Source organism: Mariniflexile gromovii (assembly GCF_017814435.1).
Taxonomy (GTDB): Bacteria; Bacteroidota; Bacteroidia; order Flavobacteriales; family Flavobacteriaceae; genus Mariniflexile; species Mariniflexile gromovii.
The window spans coordinates 14544-37874 of record NZ_JAGJCB010000017.1; the positions used below are offsets into that span (position 1 = coordinate 14544).

Consider the following 23331-nt stretch of genomic DNA (forward strand, 5'->3'; position numbering starts at 1 on the left):
AATCTTTCAAAAAAACTAACCAATTCAGTATATTTATGAAGAAATACCTTCTTTCAATTTTTACATTAATTATTCCAATTTTAACATTTGCTCAAGAATCAACATCCGAAAAAATCGATAAGGTTTTTAAAGATTATACAGGTTGGTTTGTAGAAGGTATATTTTATGAAATTCCATTTTCTGAAGATTATAAAATTCCATGGGTACTTATCGTTTTAATGGGAGGTGCTATCTTTTTTACCTTTTATTTCAAATTTATAAATTTTACCGGCTTTAGAACTGCTTTGCGTGTTGTTCAAGGTAAGTATGAAGATATCGAAAAGCATGGAGCAGATACATTATATGGTGACCCCACACCAAATGAAGACCATAATATAATAGAAACATTAAGGGACGATGGTGCACATGGTGAAGTATCTCACTTTCAAGCATTAACAGCAGCATTGTCTGCAACTGTAGGTTTGGGTAACATCGCAGGTGTAGCCGTAGCATTGTCTATTGGTGGTCCTGGTGCTACTTTTTGGATGATTCTTGCCGGTTTATTGGGTATGGCTTCAAAATTTGCAGAATGTACTTTAGGTGTAAAATATAGAGATGTTGGTAAGGACGGAACTGTTTACGGAGGCCCCATGTACTATTTAACCAAAGGCTTTAAAGAAAAAGGCATGGGTACTTTTGGTAAAATACTGGCGGTATTGTTTGCTGTTTTTGTTGTGGGAGGTTCTTTTGGAGGTGGTAACATGTTTCAAGCAAACCAAGCGGCAGCTCAATTTGTAAAGTTATTTGATTTTGAGAGCGCAAATGCAGGTATGTATTTTGGTATTGTTATGGCAGTTATTGTAGCAATTGTTATAATAGGAGGTATAAAACGTATTGCTTCGGTAACCGAAAAAGTAGTGCCTTTTATGGCTGGTATTTATGTATTGGCAGCTTTAATTATTTTAGGAGCCAATTGGCATTTAATTGATGATGCTTTTGCATTGATTTATCATGGAGCATTTTCTGGATTAGGAATAGCAGGAGGTCTTGTAGGTGTTATGATTCAGGGAATTAGAAGAGGTGCTTTTTCTAATGAAGCAGGTGTAGGTAGTGCAGCCATTGCCCATTCAGCAGTTAGAACTAAATACCCAGCAAGTGAAGGTATTGTAGCACTTTTAGAGCCTTTTGTAGATACGGTTGTAATTTGTACCATGACGGCTTTAGTAATTGTAATTACAAATTTTGATGGTGCTTTTATGGAATACGGTGTGCCTATAAAAGAAGGTGTAGAATTAACCGCTGTTGCTTTTGATAGTGTGATACCTCATTTCTCAATAGTTTTAACAATTGCCGTAATTTTATTTGCTTTTTCAACCATGATTTCTTGGTCGTACTATGGTATGCAAGGATGGATATTTTTATTCGGAAAAGGAAAAATTACCGACTTAGTATATAAAGTGTTATTTTTAATTTTTGTAGTAATAGGTTCATCAATTAGTTTAGGTGCTGTAATAGATTTTTCAGATGCCATGATTTTTGCCATGGTAGTTCCTAATATTATTGGTGTCGTTATATTATCACCAATAATTAGTAAAGAACTAAAACGCTATTTAAAAGCCATTAATATAAAGCATGAAGCTTTAGATGAAGGAGCTGAAGATCTTACTAAACATATGTAACAATTTAAAATCAATAAAATATGAAATCCCATTTTACGTTTTCTAAAAGTCAGCGAAATGGGATTTTTTTATTAATCTTCCTCATTGTTGCTTTACAATGCCTTTGTTTTTATGTTGATTTTTCTTCTGAAGAACTTTCAATAAATAAATCTGCTCTTGCAAAATATGAAAAGGAAATAGATTCATTAAGATTGATTGAAATTGAAGAACGAAAACCAAAAATTTATCCTTTCAACCCAAATTACATTACAGATTATAAAGGAGCTTCTTTAGGAATGAGCAATGAAGAAATTGATAGATTGTTAGCTTTTAGAAAACAAAATAAATGGATTAACACTACTAAGCAATTTCAAGAAGTCACTAAAATTTCCGATTCGCTTTTAGATGTACTTTCCCCCTATTTTAAATTTCCAGATTGGGTAGTGGAAGCAAATCAAAATTCAACACCAAAACCTAATTATGCTTTCAATAAAAAACCTAAAACCTTTGCCGAAAAGCAAGACTTAAATAAAGCAACAGCACAAGATTTGCAAAAAGTAAATGGTATTGGCGAGTATTATTCTGAAAGAATCATAAAACTTAGAAATTCTTTTCCTGGAGGTTTTATTGATATGGTACAGCTTCAAGATGTTTACGGGTTAAAACCAGAAGTTATAGAAAAGATCAGTGAAGATTTTGCAATAAAAACACCCCGAACTATTAAGATAATAATACTAAATAAAGCAACTATAGATGAGTTGGTTACTATCCAACATATAGATTATAATTTGGCGTTTCGTATCGTTGAACAACGCCAATTAAGAGAAGGTTTTAAATCCTTAGATGAATTAAAAAAAGTAAAAGACTTTCCTGTAAATAAAATCGATATAATTAAATTATATTTGTCCCTCGATTGAAAAAATAAATAAATGAACAGTATGTACTTCACTGAAGAACATCAACTTTTTAGAAAAAGCCTTCAAGATTTTTTACAAAAAGAAGTTGTTCCTCATATTGAAAATTGGGAACAAACAGGTGTTATAGACAGATTTATTTGGAAAAAATTTGGCGACATGGGGTTCTTCGGAATCAATTATCCAGAAGCTTATGGTGGTCTAAACCTAGATTTGTTTTATACCGTTATTCTTTTAGAAGAATTGCAAAAAATAAACTCAGGTGGTTTTGCGGCAGCAATTTGGGCGCACGCTTATTTAGCCATGACGCATCTTAATGCAGAAGGAAGTGAAGCTATTAAGCAAAACTATTTAACAGCAAGTATTACTGGTGATAAAATAGGTTGTTTGTGCATTACTGAACCTTTTGGAGGTAGTGATGTAGCTGGCATGCGTACAACGGCAGTTAAAAATGGCGACCATTACATTATAAACGGTTCAAAAACGTTTATAACTAATGGTGTATACAGCGACTATTTAATAGTAGCTGCAAAAACAAGCCCAGAACTAGGAAATAAAGGCATCAGTATTTTTGTTATTGATAGAGAATCAACAGGAGTATCGGCAACCAAATTAAATAAACTAGGATGGCGTGCATCCGATACGGGTGAAATTGCTTTCGACAATGTAAAAATACCTCTTGCTAATTTAATGGGTGAAGAAAACCAAGGCTTCTCTTATATTATGCAACATTTTTCATTGGAACGTTTAATAATGGGTATTAACGCCCACGCCCGTGCAGAATTTGCGTTGGAGTATGCATTGAAATATATGTCCGAACGTATGGCTTTCGGTAAATCAATCGATAAGTTTCAAGCATTAAGACATTCTATAGCCGATTTATATACGGATATGGAAATTTGCAAAGAATTTAATTATTCAGTCACTTTTAGATTAAATAAAGGGGAATACGTGGTAAAACACGCCACCATGTCTAAGCTTAGATCCACTAAAATGGCAGATGAAGTTATTTATCAGTGCTTACAATTTTTAGGAGGTTATGGTTATATGGAAGATTACCCTATGGCTAGACTATTGCGAGATAGTAGGTTAGGGCCCATTGGAGGAGGAACTTCCGAGATTTTAAGAGAGATTTTGGCAAAAATCATCATCGATAAAAAAGAATATAAACCAGCAACATAAAAAAAATGTCAATTGTTAATTGTTAATTGATAATTATTTTTATTTTTGCACCCGAAAATCTAAAAGAGAGGAGGTTAAGACACTATGTTAATAATACCAATTAAAGAAGGAGAAAATATAGATAGAGCGCTAAAGCGTTACAAGAGAAAGTTTGATAAAACTGGAACTAAACGTCAGTTAAATGCTCGTAAGCAGTTTACTAAGCCATCTGTAGAACGTAGAGCACAAATACAAAAAGCTCAATACATTCAAGGTTTAAGAGACGCAGAAGATATATAATCTGTTCTCACATATAAATTAAAATCCCGCTACCTAGCGGGATTTTTTTTTGCTTTATATTTATTTTGGCGTTATAAAGTTGTGTTCTTAACTTTTAACTTTTAACTTTAAAACTTTAAACTTAGAAAATGTCTTTTAAACCGTTTACAGATCATCTTTTATTGGAGAAAAATTATTCACCACTAACAGTCAAGGCCTATCAAAATGATTTAGATGTTTTTTTAGAGTTCATTAAATTAGAATACCGAACAAATTCAATTAATAAAGTTAATTATGCCCAAATCCGTACATGGATTGTTTCGTTGGTTGAAAGCGGCTTGTCCAACCGAAGCGTCAATCGTAAAGTTTCGGCATTAAACACCTATTACAAATTTCTTCTAAAAACAAAAACAATTGAAGTAAACCCATTGGTTAAGCATAAAGCCTTAAAAACAAGTAAAAAAATACAAATCCCTTTTTCAGAAGCTGAAGTTTCAACTGTTTTAGATGATTTTAATTTTGAAAATGATTTTGAAGGCATCCGAAATAAACTCATCATCGAATTGTTTTATTCTACAGGCATACGAAGAATCGAGTTGGTAGAGTTAAAGTTGTTAAGTTTCAATTTACATAATAAAACGTTAAAAGTATTAGGTAAAAGAAATAAGGAGCGCATCATCCCGTTATTAGAATCAGTAATAGGTACTTTAAATTTGTATTTGAAAGAGCGAAACCAGCTAGAGCATGTTACCGATAGTGAATATTTATTTTTAACCCAAAAAGGAGTTAAAATTTATGAAACTCTTGTTTACAGAATAATAAATGATTATTTTAGTAATGCATCTACGAAAGTAAAAAAGAGTCCGCATATATTAAGACATTCTTTTGCAACTCATTTGCTTAATCAAGGAGCCGATTTAAATGCTGTTAAAGAACTTCTTGGTCATTCAAGTTTGGCAGCTACCCAAGTTTATACTCATAATAGTATAGCAGAGTTAAAAAAGGTGCATGTAAATTCGCATCCAAGAAGTAAAAAATAGTATTAAACGTTATTGTCTAACCAAAAAATAATAAGAATGAAAGTAATCACGCAATCAGTTAATTTTAATGCAGACAAAAAGTTAATCAACTTTATTCAAAAACGAATGGACAAGTTAGATCAGTTTTATGATAAAGTCATCCAATCAGATGTTTTTTTAAAATTAGATAACACAAGCGATAAAGAAAATAAAATTTTTGAAGCAAAGCTAAGTGTACCTGGAGATAGTTTTGTAGTAAAAAAACAATGCAGAAGTTTTGAAGAAGGTGCAGATATGGCAGCTGCTTCCTTAGAAAGACAGCTAAAAAAGCGAAAAGAAAAATTAAGAGCACATTTATAATAAAAATTCTAGAAAAATGTTTTGATTAAAATAAAAAATCTATACATTTGCAATCCGTTAGAAATAGCGGGTTTTTTTTATGCTTAAAAAGTGTAAAAAACGCCGATGTAGCTCAGCTGGCTAGAGCAGCTGATTTGTAATCAGCAGGTCGTGGGTTCGAGTCCCTCCATCGGCTCTTTTAAATCCATAGTTCCTAATTGGAATTTGGTGATTTAAAAATTGAAATTTTGATAATTTGGGGAGATACTCAAGCGGCCAACGAGGGCAGACTGTAAATCTGCTGACTACGTCTTCGCAGGTTCGAATCCTGCTCTCCCCACAACAAATTTCTGCGAAAGCGGAAATCTATTTGAAATATTGAAACCATACAAGCGAAAGCTTGTTAAAATTGCGAGAGTAGCTCAGTTGGTAGAGCGTCAGCCTTCCAAGCTGAATGTCGCCGGTTCGAACCCGGTCTCTCGCTCAATTATTTACGCATTATGGATTGCGAGTTACAAATCGTATATCAAAAAATCGGCAATCGTAAATAAATTGCCGGTGTAGCTCAGGGGTAGAGCGTTTCCTTGGTAAGGAAGAGGTCACGAGTTCAATTCTCGTCATTGGCTCAATTTTGAATTAAATTAGAATACACTAATATTATTATATAACTAAGATTAAAATTATTTAAAAACATGGCAAAGGCAACTTTCGATCGTTCAAAACCACACTTAAATATTGGTACAATTGGACACGTAGATCACGGTAAAACAACTTTAACTGCTGCTATTACTAAAGTATTAGCTGATGCAGGTTTATCAGAAGCAAAATCATTCGATCAGATTGATAACGCTCCAGAAGAAAAAGAAAGAGGTATTACAATTAATACTTCTCACGTAGAATATTCAACAGCAAACCGTCATTACGCTCACGTTGACTGTCCAGGTCACGCGGATTACGTAAAGAACATGGTTACTGGTGCTGCTCAAATGGACGGTGCTATCTTGGTTGTTGCTGCAACTGATGGTCCAATGCCACAAACTCGCGAGCACATCCTTTTAGGACGTCAAGTAGGTATTCCTCGTATCGTTGTATTCATGAACAAAGTGGATATGGTTGATGATGAAGAGTTATTAGAGTTAGTTGATATGGAAATTAGAGATTTATTATCTTTCTACGAATATGATGGAGATAATGGACCTGTAATTGCCGGTTCTGCTTTAGGTGCACTTAACGGTGAGCAAAAATGGGTAGATACAGTTTTACAATTAATGGAAGCTTGTGATACTTGGATTGAAGAGCCATTACGTGAGATTGATAAGCCTTTCTTAATGCCTATCGAAGACGTATTCTCTATTACTGGTCGTGGTACTGTAGCAACTGGTCGTATTGAAACTGGTATTGCTAAAACTGGAGATCCAGTTGAAATCATTGGTATGGGTGCTGAGAAATTAACATCTACTATCACTGGTATCGAAATGTTCCGTCAAATCCTAGATAGAGGTGAAGCTGGAGATAACGCAGGTATCTTATTAAGAGGTATTGAGAAAACTCAAATCTCTAGAGGTATGGTTATTGTTAAGCCAGGTTCTGTAACTCCTCACGCTAAATTCAAAGCTGAGGTTTATATCTTGAAAAAAGAAGAAGGTGGTCGTCACACACCATTCCACAACAACTACCGTCCACAGTTCTACGTACGTACAACTGACGTAACTGGAAACATTGCGCTTCCTGATGGAGTTGAAATGGTTATGCCTGGAGATAACTTAACTATTACTGTTGAACTTATTCAAAAAATTGCAATGAACGTTGGTTTACGTTTCGCAATCCGTGAAGGTGGTCGTACAGTAGGTGCAGGTCAGGTAACTGAAATTTTAGACTAATTAGTTTAATATAAAATAAGCTAAGGTATTCCGTTTTTCGGAATACCTTGACTTATGTTTACGGGTTTAGCTCAGTTGGTAGAGCACTGGTCTCCAAAACCAGGTGTCGAGAGTTCGAGTCCCTCAACCCGTGCATAGAAAGCATATTACCCAAAGTAAATAGCTTAAAGAAAATAAAGAAAAGAAGATTTCACTAAAGTCAATTTTCGAATTGATAGACAGAAATTTTTAATCTGTTGAAAAATATATATAAATGGCTGGAATTGTAAATTACGTAAAAGAATCATTTGGCGAACTTAAAAATAATGTGAGCTGGCCAACTTGGGCAGAAGCACAAAGTTTAACTGTTTTAGTTGCTGTATTTTCAATTATATTTTCCTTAGCAATTTGGGGAATAGATACAGTATTCAGTAAAGTGATAGCATTTTATTTTCAATTGATTAGTTAAAGAAAGAATATGTCTGAGGTAAGCGAAAAAAAATGGTATGTTGTAAGGGCTGTAAGTGGTCAAGAAAATAAGATTAAAACTTATATCGAGAATGAAATTGCTCGTTTAGGTTTTCAAGATTATGTTGATCAGGTATTGGTTCCAACTGAACGCGTGATTCAAATACGTAACGGAAAAAAAATACATAAAGAAAAAGTATTTTTTCCAGGTTACATTATGATTCAAGCGAACTTATCAGGAGAGATTCCTCATATTATCAGATCGGTTACGAATGTAATTGGTTTTTTAGGTGAAACAAAAGGTGGTGATCCAGTGCCGTTAAGACAATCTGAAGTTAACAGAATGTTAGGTAAGGTAGATGAGTTATCGGTTGAAGAAAATTCAACGGTTGCAATACCATTTACCAAAGGAGAAACTGTTAAAGTTATTGATGGACCATTCAATGGATTTGATGGAACTATCGAAAAAATAAATGAAGAAAAGCGTAAACTGGAAGTCATGGTGAAAATTTTTGGAAGAAAAACACCATTAGAGTTAAGTTATATGCAGGTTGAAAAAGTATAATAATTGTTACACTATATAAAAAGATACGGTTTTTTGCTTCCAAATTAAAAGGCGTATCAACTTAAATTATTAAAAATGGCAAAAGAAATTGGTAAAGTAGTTAAGTTACAAGTTCGGGGAGGTGCTGCGAATCCGTCGCCACCGGTTGGACCCGCTTTAGGTGCTGCTGGGGTTAACATTATGGAGTTCTGTAAGCAATTTAATGCTAGAACGCAAGATAAGCCAGGTAAAGTATTGCCTGTTGTTATCACCGTATATAAAGACAAGTCTTTCGACTTCGTTATTAAAACGCCTCCAGCTGCAGTACAATTATTAGAAGCGGCCAAGTTAAAAAGTGGTTCAGGAGAACCAAACCGAAAAAAAGTAGCTAAAGTTTCATGGGATCAAATCAAAACTATAGCAGAAGATAAAATGGTAGATTTAAACGCATTTACTATCGAATCTGCTATGACAATGATAGCTGGTACCGCAAGGTCTATGGGTATAACCGTGACTGGAAACGCACCAAAGTAATCTATAAAAGACATTAAAAAATGGCAAGATTAACAAAAAAGCAAAAAGAAGCTTTAGCAAAAATAGAAAAAGGGAGAGTTTACTCTCTTGATGAAGCATCTGCATTAGTAAAAGAAATTACTAATACTAAGTTTGATGCATCAGTAGACATTGCTGTACGTTTAGGAGTAGATCCTCGTAAAGCAAACCAGATGGTGAGAGGTGTGGTTTCATTACCTCACGGAACTGGTAAAGACATGAAAGTATTAGCATTAGTTACTCCAGACAAAGAAGCAGAAGCTAAAGAAGCTGGAGCAGATTACGTTGGTTTAGACGAGTATCTTGAAAAAATCAAGAATGGTTGGACAGATGTAGACGTAATTATTACTATGCCTAGTGTAATGGGTAAATTAGGTCCGTTAGGACGTGTATTAGGTCCTCGTGGTTTAATGCCTAACCCAAAAACTGGTACAGTAACTATGGATGTTGCTAAAGCTGTAGAAGAAGTTAAAGCTGGTAAAATTGACTTTAAAGTTGATAAAACCGGTATTGTACATGCAGCAATAGGAAAAGCATCTTTTAGTGCTGATAAAATTGCAGGTAATGCAACAGAATTAATTCAAACATTAATAAAACTTAAGCCAACAACTGCTAAAGGTGTATACGTTAAAAGTATTTTCCTTTCTAGTACTATGAGTCCTAGTGTTGCTGTTGATCCTAAAGTTGGTTAATTAGTTAAATACTTTTATTATGACAAGAGAAGAAAAATCACAAGTAATTGAGGACTTAACTGCAGAATTAGCCAGTAATGCTAACATTTATGTAGCAGATATTTCAGGATTAAATGCATTAACTACCTCAGAGCTACGTCGTGCTTGCTTTAAAGCAAACATAAAACTAGCAGTCGTTAAAAATACATTACTTGAAAAAGCAATGGAAGCATCTGAAAGAGATTTTGGAAACCTTCCAACAGTTTTAAAAGGAAATACATCTGTGATGTATTCTGAAACAGGTAATGCACCAGCAAAGTTAATTAAAACCTTCCGCAAAAAATCAGAGAAGCCTTTATTAAAAGGAGCATTTATTGAGGAGTGTGTTTATATTGGCGACAACCAATTAGACATGTTAGTTGATATCAAGTCTAAAGAAGAGTTATTAGGAGAGATTGTAGGATTGTTACAATCGCCTGCTAAAAACGTTGTTTCAGCACTTAAATCAAGTGGTGGTAAACTAGCTGGTATCTTAAAAACACTATCTGAAAAAGAAGGATAGTATTAAACAGTACGCACTATATTACAATTATATTAAAATTAAAAATTTATTAAAAACGATAGAAAATGGCAGATTTAAAAGATTTCGCAGAACAATTAGTTAACTTAACAGTAAAAGAAGTAAACGAGTTAGCAACAATATTAAAAGAAGAGTACGGTATTGAGCCTGCTGCTGCTGCTGTAGCGGTTGCTGCTGGTCCTGCTGCAGGTGGTGATGATGCTGCTGAAGCTCAAACTGAGTTTACAGTTGTATTAAAAGCTGCTGGTGCATCTAAATTAGGTGTTGTAAAATTAGTTAAAGAATTAACTGGTTTAGGTTTAAAAGAAGCTAAAGAATTAGTTGATGGAGCTCCAAGTAATGTTAAAGAAGGAGTATCTAAAGACGAAGCTGAAGCTTTAAAAGCATCTTTAGAAGAAGCTGGAGCAGAGGTTGAGCTTAAATAAGCTTAGCTACCAAACAACATAAAGGTTTAGGTCTGGAGTTTAACCTTCAAGACCTAAACCATTTTGCGTATATAAGAATTAGATACGCCATAACTATTTTTTTTAATCAAAATTCCGTCCATTGATGTTATCAACACAAGCTGAAAGATTAAATTTCTCGTCTATTGTAAATAGAACAGCATATCCAGATTTTTTGGATATTCAGATTAAATCCTTCCAGGATTTTTTCCAATTAGAAACAAAGTCTGAAGAAAGAGGCGATGAAGGTTTATACAATACCTTCATGGAGAACTTTCCAATAACTGATTCACGTAATCAATTTGTTTTAGAATTTTTAGATTACTTCGTAGATCCACCACGTTATGCTATTGACGAGTGTATTGAAAGAGGTCTTACTTACAGCGTTCCGCTAAAGGCAAGGTTAAAATTATATTGTACAGACCCTGAACATGAGGATTTCGAAACCATTGTTCAAGATGTGTACTTAGGAACAATACCTTACATGACGCCAAGTGGTACTTTTTGTATCAATGGTGCAGAACGCGTTGTAGTATCTCAATTACACCGTTCACCAGGGGTGTTCTTCGGGCAATCTTTCCATGCAAATGGAACAAAGTTATATTCGGCAAGGGTAATTCCTTTTAAAGGATCTTGGATTGAATTCGCTACCGATATTAACCAGGTAATGTATGCTTACATCGATAGAAAGAAAAAGTTACCTGTTACAACGCTTTTCCGTGCAATCGGTTTTGAGCGTGACAAAGATATCTTAGAGATTTTCGATTTAGCTGAAGAAATTAAAGTTTCTAAAACAGGGTTAAAAAAATATCAAGGTAGAAAATTAGCGGCGCGTGTTTTAAATACATGGCATGAGGATTTTGTTGATGAGGATACAGGCGAGGTGGTATCTATCGAGCGTAATGAAATTATTCTTGATCGTGATACAATCTTAGATAAAGATAATATTGAAGAAATTATTGAAGCTGATGTGAAGGCGATTCTTTTACACAAAGAAAGCGCTGAACAAGGTGATTATGCCATTATTCACAACACGCTTCAAAAAGATCCAACAAACTCTGAAAAAGAGGCTGTTGAGCATATATATAGACAATTACGTAATGCAGAACCGCCAGATGAGGAAACAGCACGTGGTATCATTGATAAATTATTCTTCAGTGATCAACGTTACTCTTTAGGTGAAGTTGGGCGTTACAGAATGAACAAAAAATTAGGTCTTAATATTGAAATGGATAAGCAAGTACTTACCAAAGAAGATATTATTACCATTATTAAATATTTAATCGAGCTTATCAACTCTAAAGCTGAGATTGATGATATTGACCACTTATCTAACCGTCGTGTACGTACTGTAGGTGAACAATTATCTCAACAATTTGGTGTTGGTTTAGCGCGTATGGCGCGTACCATTCGTGAGCGTATGAACGTTCGTGATAACGAGGTGTTTACTCCAATCGATTTAATTAACGCTAAGACTTTATCGTCTGTTATTAATTCATTCTTTGGAACAAACCAGTTATCTCAATTCATGGATCAAACAAATCCATTAGCGGAGATTACTCATAAGCGTCGTTTATCTGCACTAGGACCAGGTGGTTTATCTCGTGAAAGAGCAGGTTTCGAGGTACGTGACGTTCACTACACACATTATGGTCGTTTATGCCCGATTGAAACGCCTGAGGGACCAAATATTGGTTTAATTTCATCACTTTCAGTATTTGCTAAAGTGAACGGAATGGGCTTTATTGAAACTCCTTACCGTCCTGTAACAGATGGTGTTGTTGATATTAAAAACCAACCAGTATATTTAAGTGCTGAAGAAGAAGAAGGAAAATTAATCGCACAAGCTACTGTTAAAGTAGATGAAAACGGTAAAATTTTACATGATAAAGTAATTGCGAGAATGGAAGGTGACTTCCCGGTAATGGATCCTGCAAATCTGCATTATACAGACGTTGCACCAAACCAAATCTCGTCTATTTCAGCTTCGTTGATTCCGTTCTTAGAGCATGATGATGCGAATAGAGCATTGATGGGATCGAACATGATGCGTCAAGCAGTTCCATTATTATTGCCTCAAGCACCAATTGTTGGTACAGGTTTAGAGCGTCAAGTAGCATCAGATTCCCGTGTATTAATTAATGCAGAAGGAACGGGTGAAGTACTTTACGTTGATGCTAATGAAATTAAAATTAGATACGATCGTACTGAAGATGAAGCTAAAGTAAGTTTTGATAGTGATGTTAAAACATACCAGTTAATCAAATTCAGAAAAACCAATCAAGGTACGTCTATCAACTTAAAACCAATTGTGGTTAAAGGAGATAAAGTTGTTAAAGGACAAGTTTTATGTGAAGGTTATGCAACTCAAAAAGGTGAGTTGGCTTTAGGAAGAAACATGAAAGTGGCCTTCATGCCTTGGAAAGGGTATAACTTTGAGGATGCGATTGTAATTTCTGAAAAAGTGGTACGTGAAGATATTTTCACATCTATTCATATCGATGAGTATTCATTAGAAGTTAGAGATACAAAATTAGGTAACGAAGAGTTAACGAATGATATCCCTAACGTTTCTGAAGAAGCTACTAAAGATTTAGATGAAAACGGAATGATTCGTATTGGTGCAGAAGTGAAACCAGGCGATATCTTAATAGGAAAAATTACTCCAAAAGGAGAAAGCGATCCTACTCCGGAAGAAAAATTATTACGTGCTATCTTTGGTGATAAAGCAGGTGATGTAAAAGATGCCTCTTTAAAAGCTTCACCATCTTTAAATGGTGTTGTTATTGAGAAGAAATTATTCTCTAGAGCAGTAAAAGATAAACGTAAGAGAGCTCAAGATAAAGATGATATTGTTGCTTTAGAAGCAATTTACGATAGAAAATTTGAAGATTTAAAAGAAATTTTAATCGAAAAATTATTCAACATCGTCAATGGTAAAACAGCACAAGGTATTTATAATGATTTAGGTGAAGAAGTATTGCCAAAAGGTAAAAAATTCACTCAAAAAATGTTAAATGCGGTTGATGATTATGCACATTTAGTGTCTGGAAAATGGACAACAGATGACCATACAAACCAATTGGTAGCCGATTTAATCCATAACTACAAAATTAAGGAAAACGACTTACAAGGTTCTTTAAGACGTGAGAAGTTTACTATTTCTGTAGGTGATGAGTTACCAGCAGGTATCATTAAATTAGCTAAAGTTTATATTGCTAAAAAACGTAAGCTTAAAGTTGGTGATAAAATGGCAGGTCGTCACGGTAACAAAGGTATTGTGGCTCGTATTGTAAGAGCAGAAGATATGCCTTTCTTAGAAGACGGAACACCTGTTGATATTGTATTGAATCCACTAGGGGTACCATCTCGTATGAACATCGGTCAGATTTATGAAACGGTACTTGGATGGGCAGGTCAAAAATTAGGACGTACGTTTGCTACACCTATTTTTGATGGAGCAACCATTGATCAAATCAATGAATTAACTGATGAAGCGGGTATTCCAAGATACGGACATACTTACTTATATGACGGTGGAACAGGACAACGTTTTGACCAACCAGCAACTGTAGGTGTTATCTATATGTTGAAATTAGGACATATGGTTGATGATAAGATGCACGCACGTTCTATTGGACCATACTCATTAATTACACAACAACCTCTTGGTGGTAAAGCACAATTTGGTGGTCAGCGTTTTGGTGAGATGGAGGTTTGGGCACTTGAAGCATACGGTGCATCAAGTACACTACGTGAAATCTTAACAGTAAAATCAGATGATGTTATTGGAAGAGCTAAAACGTACGAAGCTATTGTAAAAGGCGAACCAATGCCAGATCCAGGACTACCGGAATCTTTCAATGTATTAATGCATGAATTAAAAGGTTTAGGTTTAGATATCAGATTAGAGGAATAAAAAAAGTATGCAGTTACAGTATTCGGTTTACCAATTGAGTAAACCGAATACTAAAACTGAGACTGAATACTAAAAGAACATGGCAAGAAAACAAGATAAGAATACAGTAAGAAGATTTAACAAAATCTCGATTGGTTTAGCATCACCAGAGTCTATTTTAGCAGAGTCTAGAGGTGAAGTTTTAAAACCAGAAACTATCAATTATCGAACCCACAAACCAGAAAGAGATGGTTTGTTCTGTGAGCGTATTTTTGGTCCGGTAAAGGATTACGAATGTGCTTGTGGTAAATATAAAAGAATTCGCTACAAAGGCATCGTTTGCGATCGTTGTGGTGTTGAAGTAACCGAGAAGAAAGTACGTAGAGATCGTGTTGGTCACATCAATTTAGTGGTGCCAATCGCTCACATCTGGTATTTCCGTTCGTTACCAAATAAAATAGGATATTTATTAGGCTTACCATCTAAGAAATTAGATATGATTATTTACTACGAACGTTACGTAGTTATTCAACCAGGTAATGCTAAAAATGAAGAAGGCGAACCATTACAAAAAATGGATTTCTTAACGGAAGAGGAATATTTAAATGTTCTGGAATCACTTCCTCAAGATAACCAATACTTAGATGATAATGACCCAAACAAGTTCCTTGCTAAAATGGGAGCAGAGTGTTTGATTGAACTATTATCAAGAATTGATTTAGAGTCTTTATCATACGAATTGCGTCATAAAGCAAATACTGAAACATCTAAACAACGTAAAACGGAGGCTTTAAAACGTTTACAAGTTGTTGAATCGCTACGCGAATCAAACCAAAACAGAGAAAACCGCCCTGAGTGGATGATTATGAAGGTTATTCCAATCATCCCACCAGAATTACGTCCTTTAGTGCCGTTAGATGGTGGTCGTTTTGCAACGTCCGATTTAAATGATTTATACCGCCGTGTTATTATCCGTAATAACCGTTTAAAGCGTTTAGTTGAGATTAAAGCACCTGAAGTAATTTTACGTAACGAAAAACGTATGCTACAAGAATCTGTAGATTCGTTATTCGATAATACACGTAAATCTTCAGCTGTAAAAACCGATTCAAACCGTCCGTTAAAATCGTTATCAGATTCATTAAAAGGTAAACAAGGACGTTTCCGTCAAAACCTTTTAGGAAAACGTGTTGATTATTCGGCGCGTTCGGTAATTGTTGTAGGACCAGAATTAAAATTACACGAATGTGGATTGCCAAAAAACATGGCAGCAGAACTTTACAAACCTTTCGTAATTAGAAAACTAATTGAAAGAGGTATTGTAAAAACTGTAAAATCTGCAAAGAAAATTATAGATAAAAGAGAACCAGTAGTTTGGGATATTTTGGAGAACGTTCTTAAAGGACATCCAGTATTGCTAAACCGTGCTCCTACGTTACACCGTTTGGGTATTCAAGCATTCCAACCAAAATTAATTGAGGGGAAAGCAATCCAATTACACCCGTTAGTGTGTACAGCGTTTAACGCGGATTTTGATGGGGATCAAATGGCAGTACATTTACCATTAGGACCAGAAGCTATTTTAGAATGTCAATTATTAATGTTGGCTTCTCACAATATCTTAAATCCTGCAAATGGTTCACCAGTAACAGTACCTTCTCAAGACATGGTACTTGGTCTTTACTATATGACCAAGCTACGTAAGTCTACTCCAGAAGCACCTGTTAAAGGCGAAGGTTTAACGTTCTATGCACCAGAAGAAGTTGAAATCGCTTTCAATGAAAAGAAAGTAGATTTGAATGCTGGTATAAAAGTTAGAACTTTAGATATCAATGCAGATGGTAAATTAGAACCAATGATTATTGAAACCACTGTTGGTCGTGTACTTTTTAATCAAAAAGTGCCACAAGCAGCTGGATATATCAATCAGGTTCTTACTAAAAAATCTTTAAGAGATATTATTGGTAGTATTTTAAAATACACATCGGTTCCTGAAACGGCAGATTTCCTTGATTCTATTAGAGATTTAGGATTTAAGTTTGCATTCCAAGGCGGATTATCATTCAGCTTAGGTGATATTATCATTCCACCAGAAAAACAAGGAATGATTGATAAAGCCAATACATTAGTTGATGGTATTATGGGTAACTATAACATGGGACTTATTACCAATAACGAACGTTATAACCAAGTTATTGATATTTGGACTTCAACCAATGCGGAATTGACTGAATTGTCTATGAAACGTATTCGTGAAGATCAACAAGGATTTAACTCGGTGTTTATGATGCTTGATTCTGGAGCTCGTGGATCGAAAGAACAGATTCGTCAGCTTACAGGTATGCGTGGATTAATGGCGAAACCTAAAAAATCGAATGCAGGTGGTGGTGAGATTATTGAAAACCCGATTCTTTCTAACTTTAAAGAAGGACTTTCAATTTTAGAATACTTCATCTCTACGCACGGTGCTCGTAAAGGTCTTGCGGATACGGCTCTTAAAACGGCCGATGCAGGTTACTTAACCCGTCGTTTGGTAGACGTTTCTCAAGATGTTATTATTAACACTGAAGATTGTGGTACTTTAAGAGGTGTTGAAGTAGAGCCATTGAAGAAAAACGATGAAGTTGTTGAAACTTTAGAAGAAAGAATTGTTGGTCGTGTGGCATTGAATGATGTTTACGATCCAATTACAGATGAGTTGTTGGTAGCTTCAGGACAATTGATTGAAGATGATATTGCTAAAAAGATAGAAAACTCTCCAATTGATAGTTTAGAAGTACGTTCAGCATTAACTTGTGAAGCATTACAAGGTATTTGTGCTAAATGTTACGGACGTAACTTAGCAACCGGTAAAATGGTTCAACGTGGTGAAGCTGTTGGTGTAGTTGCTGCACAATCTATTGGTGAACCAGGAACACAGTTAACACTTCGTACTTTCCACGTGGGTGGTATTGCAGGTAACATTTCAGAAGAAAACAAACTGATTGTTAAGTTTAACGGTATTGCTGAAATTGAAGATTTAAAAACTGTTAAAGGTAAAGATGGTGAAGGTAATGATATAGATATTGTTATTTCTAGAACTTCTGAACTTAAATTAGTTGATAAGAAAACAGGTATCACATTAAGCACAAATAATATTCCTTACGGTTCTACTTTATTGGTTAAAAACGGTCAGGAATTACATAGAGGTGATGTTGTTTGTACTTGGGATCCATATAACGGTGTTATCATTTCAGAATTTGCTGGAAAAATCAAATATGAAAATATTGAACAAGGTATGACCTACCAAGTTGAAATAGATGAGCAAACAGGTTTCCAAGAGAAAGTAATTTCAGAATCTAGAAACAAAAAGCTTATTCCAACACTTCATATTGAAGATGCTAGTGGTGAAACCATTCGTTCATACAACTTACCAGTAGGCTCTCACTTAATGATTAACGACGGCGAGAAAATTGGCGTTGGTAAAATTTTAGTGAAAATACCACGTAAATCTGCTAAAGCAGGTGATATTACGGGTGGTCTTCCGCGTGTAACCGAGTTATTTGAAGCACGTAATCCTTCTAATCCTGCTGTTGTAAGTGAGATTGATGGTGTGGTTTCATTCGGAAAAATCAAACGTGGTAACCGTGAGATTGTTGTAGAATCTAAATTAGGTGAAGTTAAAAAATACTTGGTGAAACTATCTAATCAAATTCTTGTTCAAGAAAATGATTATGTGAAAGCAGGTATGCCTTTATCAGATGGTTCTATTACGCCAGACGACATCTTAAATATTAAAGGACCTTCAGCAGTTCAGCAATATTTAGTAAACGAAGTACAAGAGGTATACCGTTTACAAGGTGTGAAAATTAATGATAAGCACTTTGAGGTTGTTGTAAGACAAATGATGCGTAAAGTACAAATCATTGATTCTGGTGATACACTTTTCTTAGAAGATCAATTAGCACATAAAGATGACTTTATCCAAGAAAATGATGCCATTTTCGGATTAAAAGTGGTTGAAGATGCAGGTGATTCTTCTAACCTTAAACCAGGCCAAATAGTATCGGCTCGTGAATTAAGAGATGAGAATTCTATTTTAAGAAGAGAAGATAAAAATCTTGTTACTGCTAGAGATGCGAAACCAGCAACGGCAACACCTATATTACAAGGTATTACAAGAGCATCGCTTCAAACGAAATCGTTTATATCGGCAGCATCCTTCCAAGAAACAACTAAAGTACTTAACGAAGCAGCAGTAGCTGGTAAAGTTGATAGTTTAGAAGGCTTGAAAGAGAATGTAATTGTTGGACACAGAATTCCAGCAGGTACAGGTATGCGTAGATATACTGATATTATTGTTGGCTCGAAAGAAGAGTTCGACGAAATGATGCAAGTAAAGCAAGAATTGAATTATAATTAATTATCATTCCTGCAAAGGTAGGAGTGAGTAAAAATAAAAGCCTTCTTGTAAATTAACTTGAAGGCTTTTTTATTAAAAAATATTAAGATTATGTTAGACGAAAAAGAGAACGTAAAGCCAGGACAAATTAATATAGAACTGGATGAAAAAGTAGCTGAAGGTATCTATTCTAACTTAGCCATTATTAATCACTCGGTGTCTGAGTTTGTTGTAGATTTTGTTAGCATTATGCCAGGAGTTCCTAAAAGTAAAGTAAAATCCAGAATTATATTAACACCACAACACGCTAAAAGATTACTAAAAGCATTAGGTGAAAATGTATCTAGATTTGAAAACGCCCATGGTGAAATAAAGGATTACGAACAACCGCCAATACCCTTAAACTTTGGACCTACCGGTCAAGCATAAAAAATTAAAAAATCCCATTGAAATTTTATCAATGGGATTTTTTTTATGAAGCTCGTTTGGTAATGTTCTTTTGATATTTCAATGCTCCTGATGGGCATCGTTTTATTTGGTTTATAATACGTTCGGTTTCAGTGCCATCTAAATTAATCCAAGGGATAACACTTGTTCTAAAAACTTCTGATAATTCCATGGCACATTTTTCAGCATGGATACAAAGGGCTGGTTCGTAGGTTACAGTAATTTCGTTATTACTGAATTCATTTTTGTAGTCTTCCATAAGTTTTCATATTTGGGGTTATGAATTTCTTTTGAATTGTGAAAATATCAAATAACATAATATATATTATTAATATGATAAAATTACGATACAAAAATTATCAATTTACAGGTTTTATCAAATAATAGTCGTTGAATTGCTAAAATTTGGATATAAAATCATTTTACACTACAAATTTATAATGCTGTAGGTATTATAATATTTACTGTTGACATAAATTTACATCATCGTATATAGGTCTAAAAAGAAATAATCTTTTTAAGATTACACTTTGTTTTAAATCTATATTACTCTCAATAATTTCGCCATTTTCTTTTTTAACATAATAACTTTTGTTATTAACTTGAAAATTAACATGCCCATCATTTATAGAATTTAGCTTCCTTATAAACTCAAACAACACATATTTATAGTTTTTAGTATTATTCCAGGCATCTGTACCGGTTAATTCTTGCATATTTGTTTCTGTTATAACTACAATTTCTTTTTGATAATTGAATAACTGAAGTTCATTAGGGATGAAAAAATGATTATTTGATCCATTTTCAGTTTTTAAATTACTAAACATAGAAAAGACAGTTTGTGTTTTTAAACCTAGGTACGGAGAAAACCCATTAATACAAATAAGGATGGGAAATATCCAATATATTGAAGTTTTAGGCCTAAAGCTTATATTATTTCCTGAATTTTCACCTTTAGAAAACCTAATAAATATTAAAATAATAAAAATTGAATATATAATCCATACGGCATTTACTAATCGCATTAAGGTGCCTATATGTTTTGTTATATAGGCAAGTGCTAATAAAGAAATGAAAGCAATAAATCCTATTTTTAATTTATTCTTATATGGTAGTAAATTATTTATAACGGCACTAACTGTTTTAACAGGCCAAAACACACTTAAGTATGTAAACATCATTCCAGTAAAACTAATGATGGCCATTAGCCCTTCTAATCCCAGTAGAAAATGAAATATCATAGCCAAAATTAATCCTAATTTTCTGCTTCTTTTAAATAAAAGCAGTAAAGGGATTATAGCTTCCGCTATTAAAGCAGAATAGATTGAAAATTGGGCAATTAAAATATGATTGTTATTGTAAAAATTATCTATAAAATTAAGTTTTGTTAGCTGTAAATTATTTAGTAAGTTTTCAAATAATATAGCGCCGCAACTAATTTCAGTTTTGAAAAAATCATAATTTAATTTATGTAGTACTACAAAAAAATAAAGTAAAATGATACCAACTCTTAAAATAGGAAAGGCGTTTGTAACAAAATAACTTTCAAGTGTTATAGTTTGGGTTGAAAATTTATTTTTTAGGTAATAGAAAACTAGAACTATGCTTATGAAAATGCTCATTAATGCTTCATAAAACAAATGATTTACACTAAAAGGTTGACGCAATAAGTACCAAAACATAGAAGATACAACAGCTAAAATAAAAAAGGTTTTATGTTTTCCTAATGTACCTATATGAAGTATACAAAACAGAGTCACCATCCATCCCATAGGAATATTATAATGAGACCATTCAAGCCATACCAGTTGATGAATTAATGTAGAAAAAGCCCAAAAAACAGAAAAAAAAGTAAATAGTTGGATATTGTTGGGCTTATTTAATTTGTCTTGCATAATTAGAGATATAATTAAGCTTACAAATTAAACTTTTATTCAATAAATACTTTCTTAATTTAAAAAAAACATACTTCATTTATTAAGTTCTAAATTTCGATTCTATAAAAATTAGAAATGTATTTTTATAAACTTATTTATCTAAATAATCATAAATTATTATAGTTGAGAACTCAACCAAATAATTAAATTTCTTGGATTAATTGAGGTAATAGCGGTGATATTAATTTTAAAAAGAATCTACTAGAACTTTGAATATAACATAGTTGATTTACTACAGATAAAAATCTTGTGGCGTACTGTTGATAGGATTTCGAACTTCAGGTATTTCAATATTTAATCAAATTCAGAGGTAAAATGAAACTTAATACTAGGATAGGTTTGCTGTGTCATTTGCAATGAAAATGCTGAATCTGCCAAAAACACCAATTGATTTTGTTTATCCTTTGCTAAATAACGTTGTTTAACACGTATAAACTCTTTGTATTCATCACTTTTAGAGTTTTTAGGGTCTACCCAGCATGCTTTATAAACATTTAAATTTTCATAAGTACATTTAGCACCGTATTCATGTTCCAATCGGTACTGAATAACTTCATATTGAAGTGCACCAACGGTACCAATTACTTTTCTGCCATTAAGTTCTAAAGTAAATAGTTGTGCAACACCTTCATCCATCAATTGGTCGATGCCCTTAAATAATTGTTTTGATTTTAATGGGTCGGCATTATTGATGTACCTAAAATGTTCAGGAGAGAAACTAGGAATTCCTTTGTAATTGATATTTTCGCCTTCAGTTAAAGTATCACCAATTTTAAAGTTTCCTGTATCGTGTAAACCTACAATATCTCCAGGATACGAGATATCTACAATCTCTTTCTTTTCAGCAAAAAAAGCATTTGGGCTCGAGAATTTTAATTTTTTGCCGTGGCGCACATGTAAATAAGGTTTGTTTCTTTCAAAAGTACCACTTACAATTTTAATAAATGCCAATCGGTCTCTGTGGTTGGGATCCATATTGGCATGAATTTTAAACACAAATCCTGTAAATTTATCTTCATCAGGCTTTACCAAACGTTCTTCACTTTGTTTTGGGCGTGGTTTAGGAGCAATCTCAATAAAACAATCAAGCAATTCACGAACCCCAAAGTTGTTTAATGCAGAACCAAAAAACACGGGTTGTAAATGGCCGTCTAAATAAGTTTGTTTGTCAAATTCCGGATAGATGCCTTCTACCAATTCTATTTCATCACGAAGTGTTTTGGCTGCTTTATCCCCAACCAATTTGTTTAATTCTGGAGATTCTAAATCGGAAATTTCAATAGTTTCTTCTATATTTTTTCTGCTATCGCCACTAAATAAATTAATGTTTTTCTCCCAAATATTATAAATTCCTTTAAAATCGTAGCCCATGCCTATTGGGAAACTTAAAGGCACTACTGTTAAGCCTAATTTTTGTTCAATTTCATCCAATAAATCGAAGGCATCCTTACCTTCTCTATCCATTTTATTAATGAACACAATCATGGGAATGTTTCGCATGCGACAAACTTCAACCAATTTTTCAGTTTGTTCCTCTACACCTTTGGCAACATCAATTACAACAATAACACTATCTACAGCGGTTAAGGTTCTAAAGGTGTCTTCAGCAAAATCTTTATGTCCAGGCGTATCAAGTATATTAATTTTTACACCATCATATTCAAAAGCTAAAACCGAAGTAGCTACCGAAATACCACGTTGGCGTTCAATTTCCATAAAATCACTGGTAGCACCTTTTTTTATTTTGTTGCTTTTTACGGCACCAGCTTCTTGTATAGCGCCACCAAATAATAATAACTTTTCAGTTAGGGTTGTTTTACCAGCATCGGGATGGGAAATAATTCCAAAAGTTCGTCTACGTTGTATTTCTTTTATAAAACTCATAATAATCTTGAAAATGGTTGCAAAGATACTATTATTAAGGATAATAAAAATGAATATCGTAACAGGTTTTTTTAATTTTTATTATGGTTTTATATAATAAAATGGTGAAATTTATCAGATTAAAATTACTTATATAGTAAGATTAAAATTGTAAAAAAAAGTAGGTATTAATTTATGTATTTTGTCGAAAAAATTACTTTTATTTTTTTTTGTAAGTAAATAAATATTACTTTTTCCTGAAATTATATTGAAATATAGTTAAAATGGTTAATGTCAATTTGTTACCATTTCATAAGAAACCGCTTTAAAACCATTGTT

Annotated in this window: 19 protein-coding genes and 5 tRNA genes; 21 read left to right on the plus strand and 3 right to left on the minus strand. The window is 33.7% G+C overall.

The features are described 5' to 3' along the window. Positions 1-35: 35 nt before the first annotated feature. The 21 genes from J8H85_RS14775 (at position 36) to J8H85_RS14875 (ending at position 19174) form a co-directional block, all read left to right on the plus strand. Positions 36-1658 carry an alanine/glycine:cation symporter family protein gene (locus J8H85_RS14775; RefSeq protein ID WP_209655989.1) on the plus strand — a complete coding sequence of 541 codons (1623 nt, stop codon included), beginning with the start codon at positions 36-38 and terminating at the stop codon, positions 1656-1658. 20 nt (positions 1659-1678) lie between these two features. Next, complete coding sequence (locus tag J8H85_RS14780; protein ID WP_209655990.1) at positions 1679-2554, plus strand: ComEA family DNA-binding protein; 876 nt, start codon at positions 1679-1681, stop codon at positions 2552-2554. A gap of 12 nt (positions 2555-2566) precedes the next feature. After that, the gene (locus J8H85_RS14785; protein WP_209655991.1) at positions 2567-3733 is read left to right on the plus strand and encodes an acyl-CoA dehydrogenase family protein; all 1167 of its coding nucleotides are present in this window, start codon (positions 2567-2569) and stop codon (positions 3731-3733) included. 84 nt (positions 3734-3817) lie between these two features. Then, on the plus strand, positions 3818-4012 hold the full coding sequence (rpsU, locus tag J8H85_RS14790; RefSeq protein ID WP_209655992.1) for a 30S ribosomal protein S21: 195 nt from the start codon (positions 3818-3820) through the stop codon (positions 4010-4012). Positions 4013-4140: 128 nt separating this feature from the next. Beyond that, a complete protein-coding gene (locus tag J8H85_RS14795; RefSeq protein WP_209655993.1) occupies positions 4141-5031 on the plus strand; it encodes a tyrosine-type recombinase/integrase in 891 nt (296 codons plus the stop codon). Between the two features lie 36 nt (positions 5032-5067). Then, positions 5068-5370, plus strand: a complete 303-nt coding sequence (hpf, locus tag J8H85_RS14800; protein ID WP_209655994.1) for a ribosome hibernation-promoting factor, HPF/YfiA family — start codon at positions 5068-5070, stop codon at positions 5368-5370. Positions 5371-5471: 101 nt separating this feature from the next. After that, a tRNA-Thr gene (locus J8H85_RS14805) sits at positions 5472-5545 on the plus strand. A 62-nt stretch (positions 5546-5607) separates the two neighbouring features. Continuing rightward, positions 5608-5689 (plus strand) — tRNA-Tyr (locus tag J8H85_RS14810). A gap of 71 nt (positions 5690-5760) precedes the next feature. Continuing rightward, positions 5761-5833, plus strand: a tRNA-Gly gene (locus tag J8H85_RS14815). 70 nt (positions 5834-5903) lie between these two features. After that, positions 5904-5975, plus strand: a tRNA-Thr gene (locus tag J8H85_RS14820). 66 nt (positions 5976-6041) lie between these two features. Then, positions 6042-7229, plus strand: a complete 1188-nt coding sequence (tuf, locus tag J8H85_RS14825; protein ID WP_209655995.1) for an elongation factor Tu — start codon at positions 6042-6044, stop codon at positions 7227-7229. 60 nt (positions 7230-7289) lie between these two features. After that, a tRNA-Trp gene (locus tag J8H85_RS14830) sits at positions 7290-7362 on the plus strand. A 120-nt stretch (positions 7363-7482) separates the two neighbouring features. After that, a complete protein-coding gene (secE, locus tag J8H85_RS14835) occupies positions 7483-7677 on the plus strand; it encodes a preprotein translocase subunit SecE (protein WP_132216631.1) in 195 nt (64 codons plus the stop codon). 9 nt (positions 7678-7686) lie between these two features. Continuing rightward, entirely contained in the window at positions 7687-8241 is a 555-nt protein-coding gene (gene nusG, locus J8H85_RS14840) for a transcription termination/antitermination protein NusG (RefSeq protein WP_132216628.1), read from the plus strand. 75 nt (positions 8242-8316) lie between these two features. Continuing rightward, entirely contained in the window at positions 8317-8754 is a 438-nt protein-coding gene (gene rplK / locus J8H85_RS14845) for a 50S ribosomal protein L11 (RefSeq protein ID WP_209655996.1), read from the plus strand. 20 nt (positions 8755-8774) lie between these two features. Next, positions 8775-9464, plus strand: a complete 690-nt coding sequence (gene rplA / locus J8H85_RS14850) for a 50S ribosomal protein L1 (RefSeq protein WP_209655997.1) — start codon at positions 8775-8777, stop codon at positions 9462-9464. Between the two features lie 19 nt (positions 9465-9483). Then, positions 9484-10005, plus strand: a complete 522-nt coding sequence (rplJ, locus tag J8H85_RS14855) for a 50S ribosomal protein L10 (RefSeq protein WP_209655998.1) — start codon at positions 9484-9486, stop codon at positions 10003-10005. Positions 10006-10070: 65 nt separating this feature from the next. Continuing rightward, positions 10071-10448 (plus strand): 50S ribosomal protein L7/L12, encoded by a 378-nt coding sequence (gene rplL, locus J8H85_RS14860; protein WP_209655999.1) that lies wholly within the window; start codon positions 10071-10073, stop codon positions 10446-10448. Positions 10449-10572: 124 nt separating this feature from the next. Beyond that, a complete protein-coding gene (gene rpoB / locus J8H85_RS14865; protein WP_209656000.1) occupies positions 10573-14385 on the plus strand; it encodes a DNA-directed RNA polymerase subunit beta in 3813 nt (1270 codons plus the stop codon). 79 nt (positions 14386-14464) lie between these two features. Beyond that, positions 14465-18766, plus strand: a complete 4302-nt coding sequence (rpoC, locus tag J8H85_RS14870) for a DNA-directed RNA polymerase subunit beta' (RefSeq protein WP_209656001.1) — start codon at positions 14465-14467, stop codon at positions 18764-18766. 90 nt (positions 18767-18856) lie between these two features. After that, positions 18857-19174: a DUF3467 domain-containing protein gene (locus J8H85_RS14875; RefSeq protein WP_209656002.1), complete on the plus strand. Its 318-nt coding sequence runs from the start codon at positions 18857-18859 to the stop codon at positions 19172-19174. A 43-nt stretch (positions 19175-19217) separates the two neighbouring features. Here J8H85_RS14875 and J8H85_RS14880 read toward each other — a convergent pair whose 3' ends face one another. From J8H85_RS14880 to J8H85_RS14890, 3 genes are all read right to left on the minus strand, one after another. Then, positions 19218-19451: a (4Fe-4S)-binding protein gene (locus J8H85_RS14880; RefSeq protein ID WP_209656003.1), complete on the minus strand. Its 234-nt coding sequence runs from the start codon at positions 19449-19451 to the stop codon at positions 19218-19220. 202 nt (positions 19452-19653) lie between these two features. Continuing rightward, a complete protein-coding gene (locus J8H85_RS14885) occupies positions 19654-21087 on the minus strand; it encodes a hypothetical protein (RefSeq protein WP_209656004.1) in 1434 nt (477 codons plus the stop codon). Between the two features lie 336 nt (positions 21088-21423). Further along, entirely contained in the window at positions 21424-23013 is a 1590-nt protein-coding gene (locus J8H85_RS14890) for a peptide chain release factor 3 (RefSeq protein WP_209656005.1), read from the minus strand. Positions 23014-23331 lie beyond the last annotated feature (318 nt).

What these genes read in the sequence shown, in the direction of transcription:
- J8H85_RS14775 (WP_209655989.1), top strand. Translation starts at nt 36, where the DNA reads ATGAAGAAATACCTTCTTTCAATTTTTACATTAATTATTCCAATTTTA.
- J8H85_RS14780 (WP_209655990.1), top strand. Translation starts at nt 1,679, where the DNA reads ATGAAATCCCATTTTACGTTTTCTAAAAGTCAGCGAAATGGGATTTTT.
- J8H85_RS14785 (WP_209655991.1), top strand. Translation starts at nt 2,567, where the DNA reads ATGAACAGTATGTACTTCACTGAAGAACATCAACTTTTTAGAAAAAGC.
- rpsU (WP_209655992.1), top strand. Translation starts at nt 3,818, where the DNA reads ATGTTAATAATACCAATTAAAGAAGGAGAAAATATAGATAGAGCGCTA.
- J8H85_RS14795 (WP_209655993.1), top strand. Translation starts at nt 4,141, where the DNA reads ATGTCTTTTAAACCGTTTACAGATCATCTTTTATTGGAGAAAAATTAT.
- hpf (WP_209655994.1), top strand. Translation starts at nt 5,068, where the DNA reads ATGAAAGTAATCACGCAATCAGTTAATTTTAATGCAGACAAAAAGTTA.
- tuf (WP_209655995.1), top strand. Translation starts at nt 6,042, where the DNA reads ATGGCAAAGGCAACTTTCGATCGTTCAAAACCACACTTAAATATTGGT.
- secE (WP_132216631.1), top strand. Translation starts at nt 7,483, where the DNA reads ATGGCTGGAATTGTAAATTACGTAAAAGAATCATTTGGCGAACTTAAA.
- nusG (WP_132216628.1), top strand. Translation starts at nt 7,687, where the DNA reads ATGTCTGAGGTAAGCGAAAAAAAATGGTATGTTGTAAGGGCTGTAAGT.
- rplK (WP_209655996.1), top strand. Translation starts at nt 8,317, where the DNA reads ATGGCAAAAGAAATTGGTAAAGTAGTTAAGTTACAAGTTCGGGGAGGT.
- rplA (WP_209655997.1), top strand. Translation starts at nt 8,775, where the DNA reads ATGGCAAGATTAACAAAAAAGCAAAAAGAAGCTTTAGCAAAAATAGAA.
- rplJ (WP_209655998.1), top strand. Translation starts at nt 9,484, where the DNA reads ATGACAAGAGAAGAAAAATCACAAGTAATTGAGGACTTAACTGCAGAA.
- rplL (WP_209655999.1), top strand. Translation starts at nt 10,071, where the DNA reads ATGGCAGATTTAAAAGATTTCGCAGAACAATTAGTTAACTTAACAGTA.
- rpoB (WP_209656000.1), top strand. Translation starts at nt 10,573, where the DNA reads ATGTTATCAACACAAGCTGAAAGATTAAATTTCTCGTCTATTGTAAAT.
- rpoC (WP_209656001.1), top strand. Translation starts at nt 14,465, where the DNA reads ATGGCAAGAAAACAAGATAAGAATACAGTAAGAAGATTTAACAAAATC.
- J8H85_RS14875 (WP_209656002.1), top strand. Translation starts at nt 18,857, where the DNA reads ATGTTAGACGAAAAAGAGAACGTAAAGCCAGGACAAATTAATATAGAA.
- J8H85_RS14880 (WP_209656003.1), bottom strand. Translation starts at nt 19,451, where the DNA reads ATGGAAGACTACAAAAATGAATTCAGTAATAACGAAATTACTGTAACC.
- J8H85_RS14885 (WP_209656004.1), bottom strand. Translation starts at nt 21,087, where the DNA reads ATGCAAGACAAATTAAATAAGCCCAACAATATCCAACTATTTACTTTT.
- J8H85_RS14890 (WP_209656005.1), bottom strand. Translation starts at nt 23,013, where the DNA reads ATGAGTTTTATAAAAGAAATACAACGTAGACGAACTTTTGGAATTATT.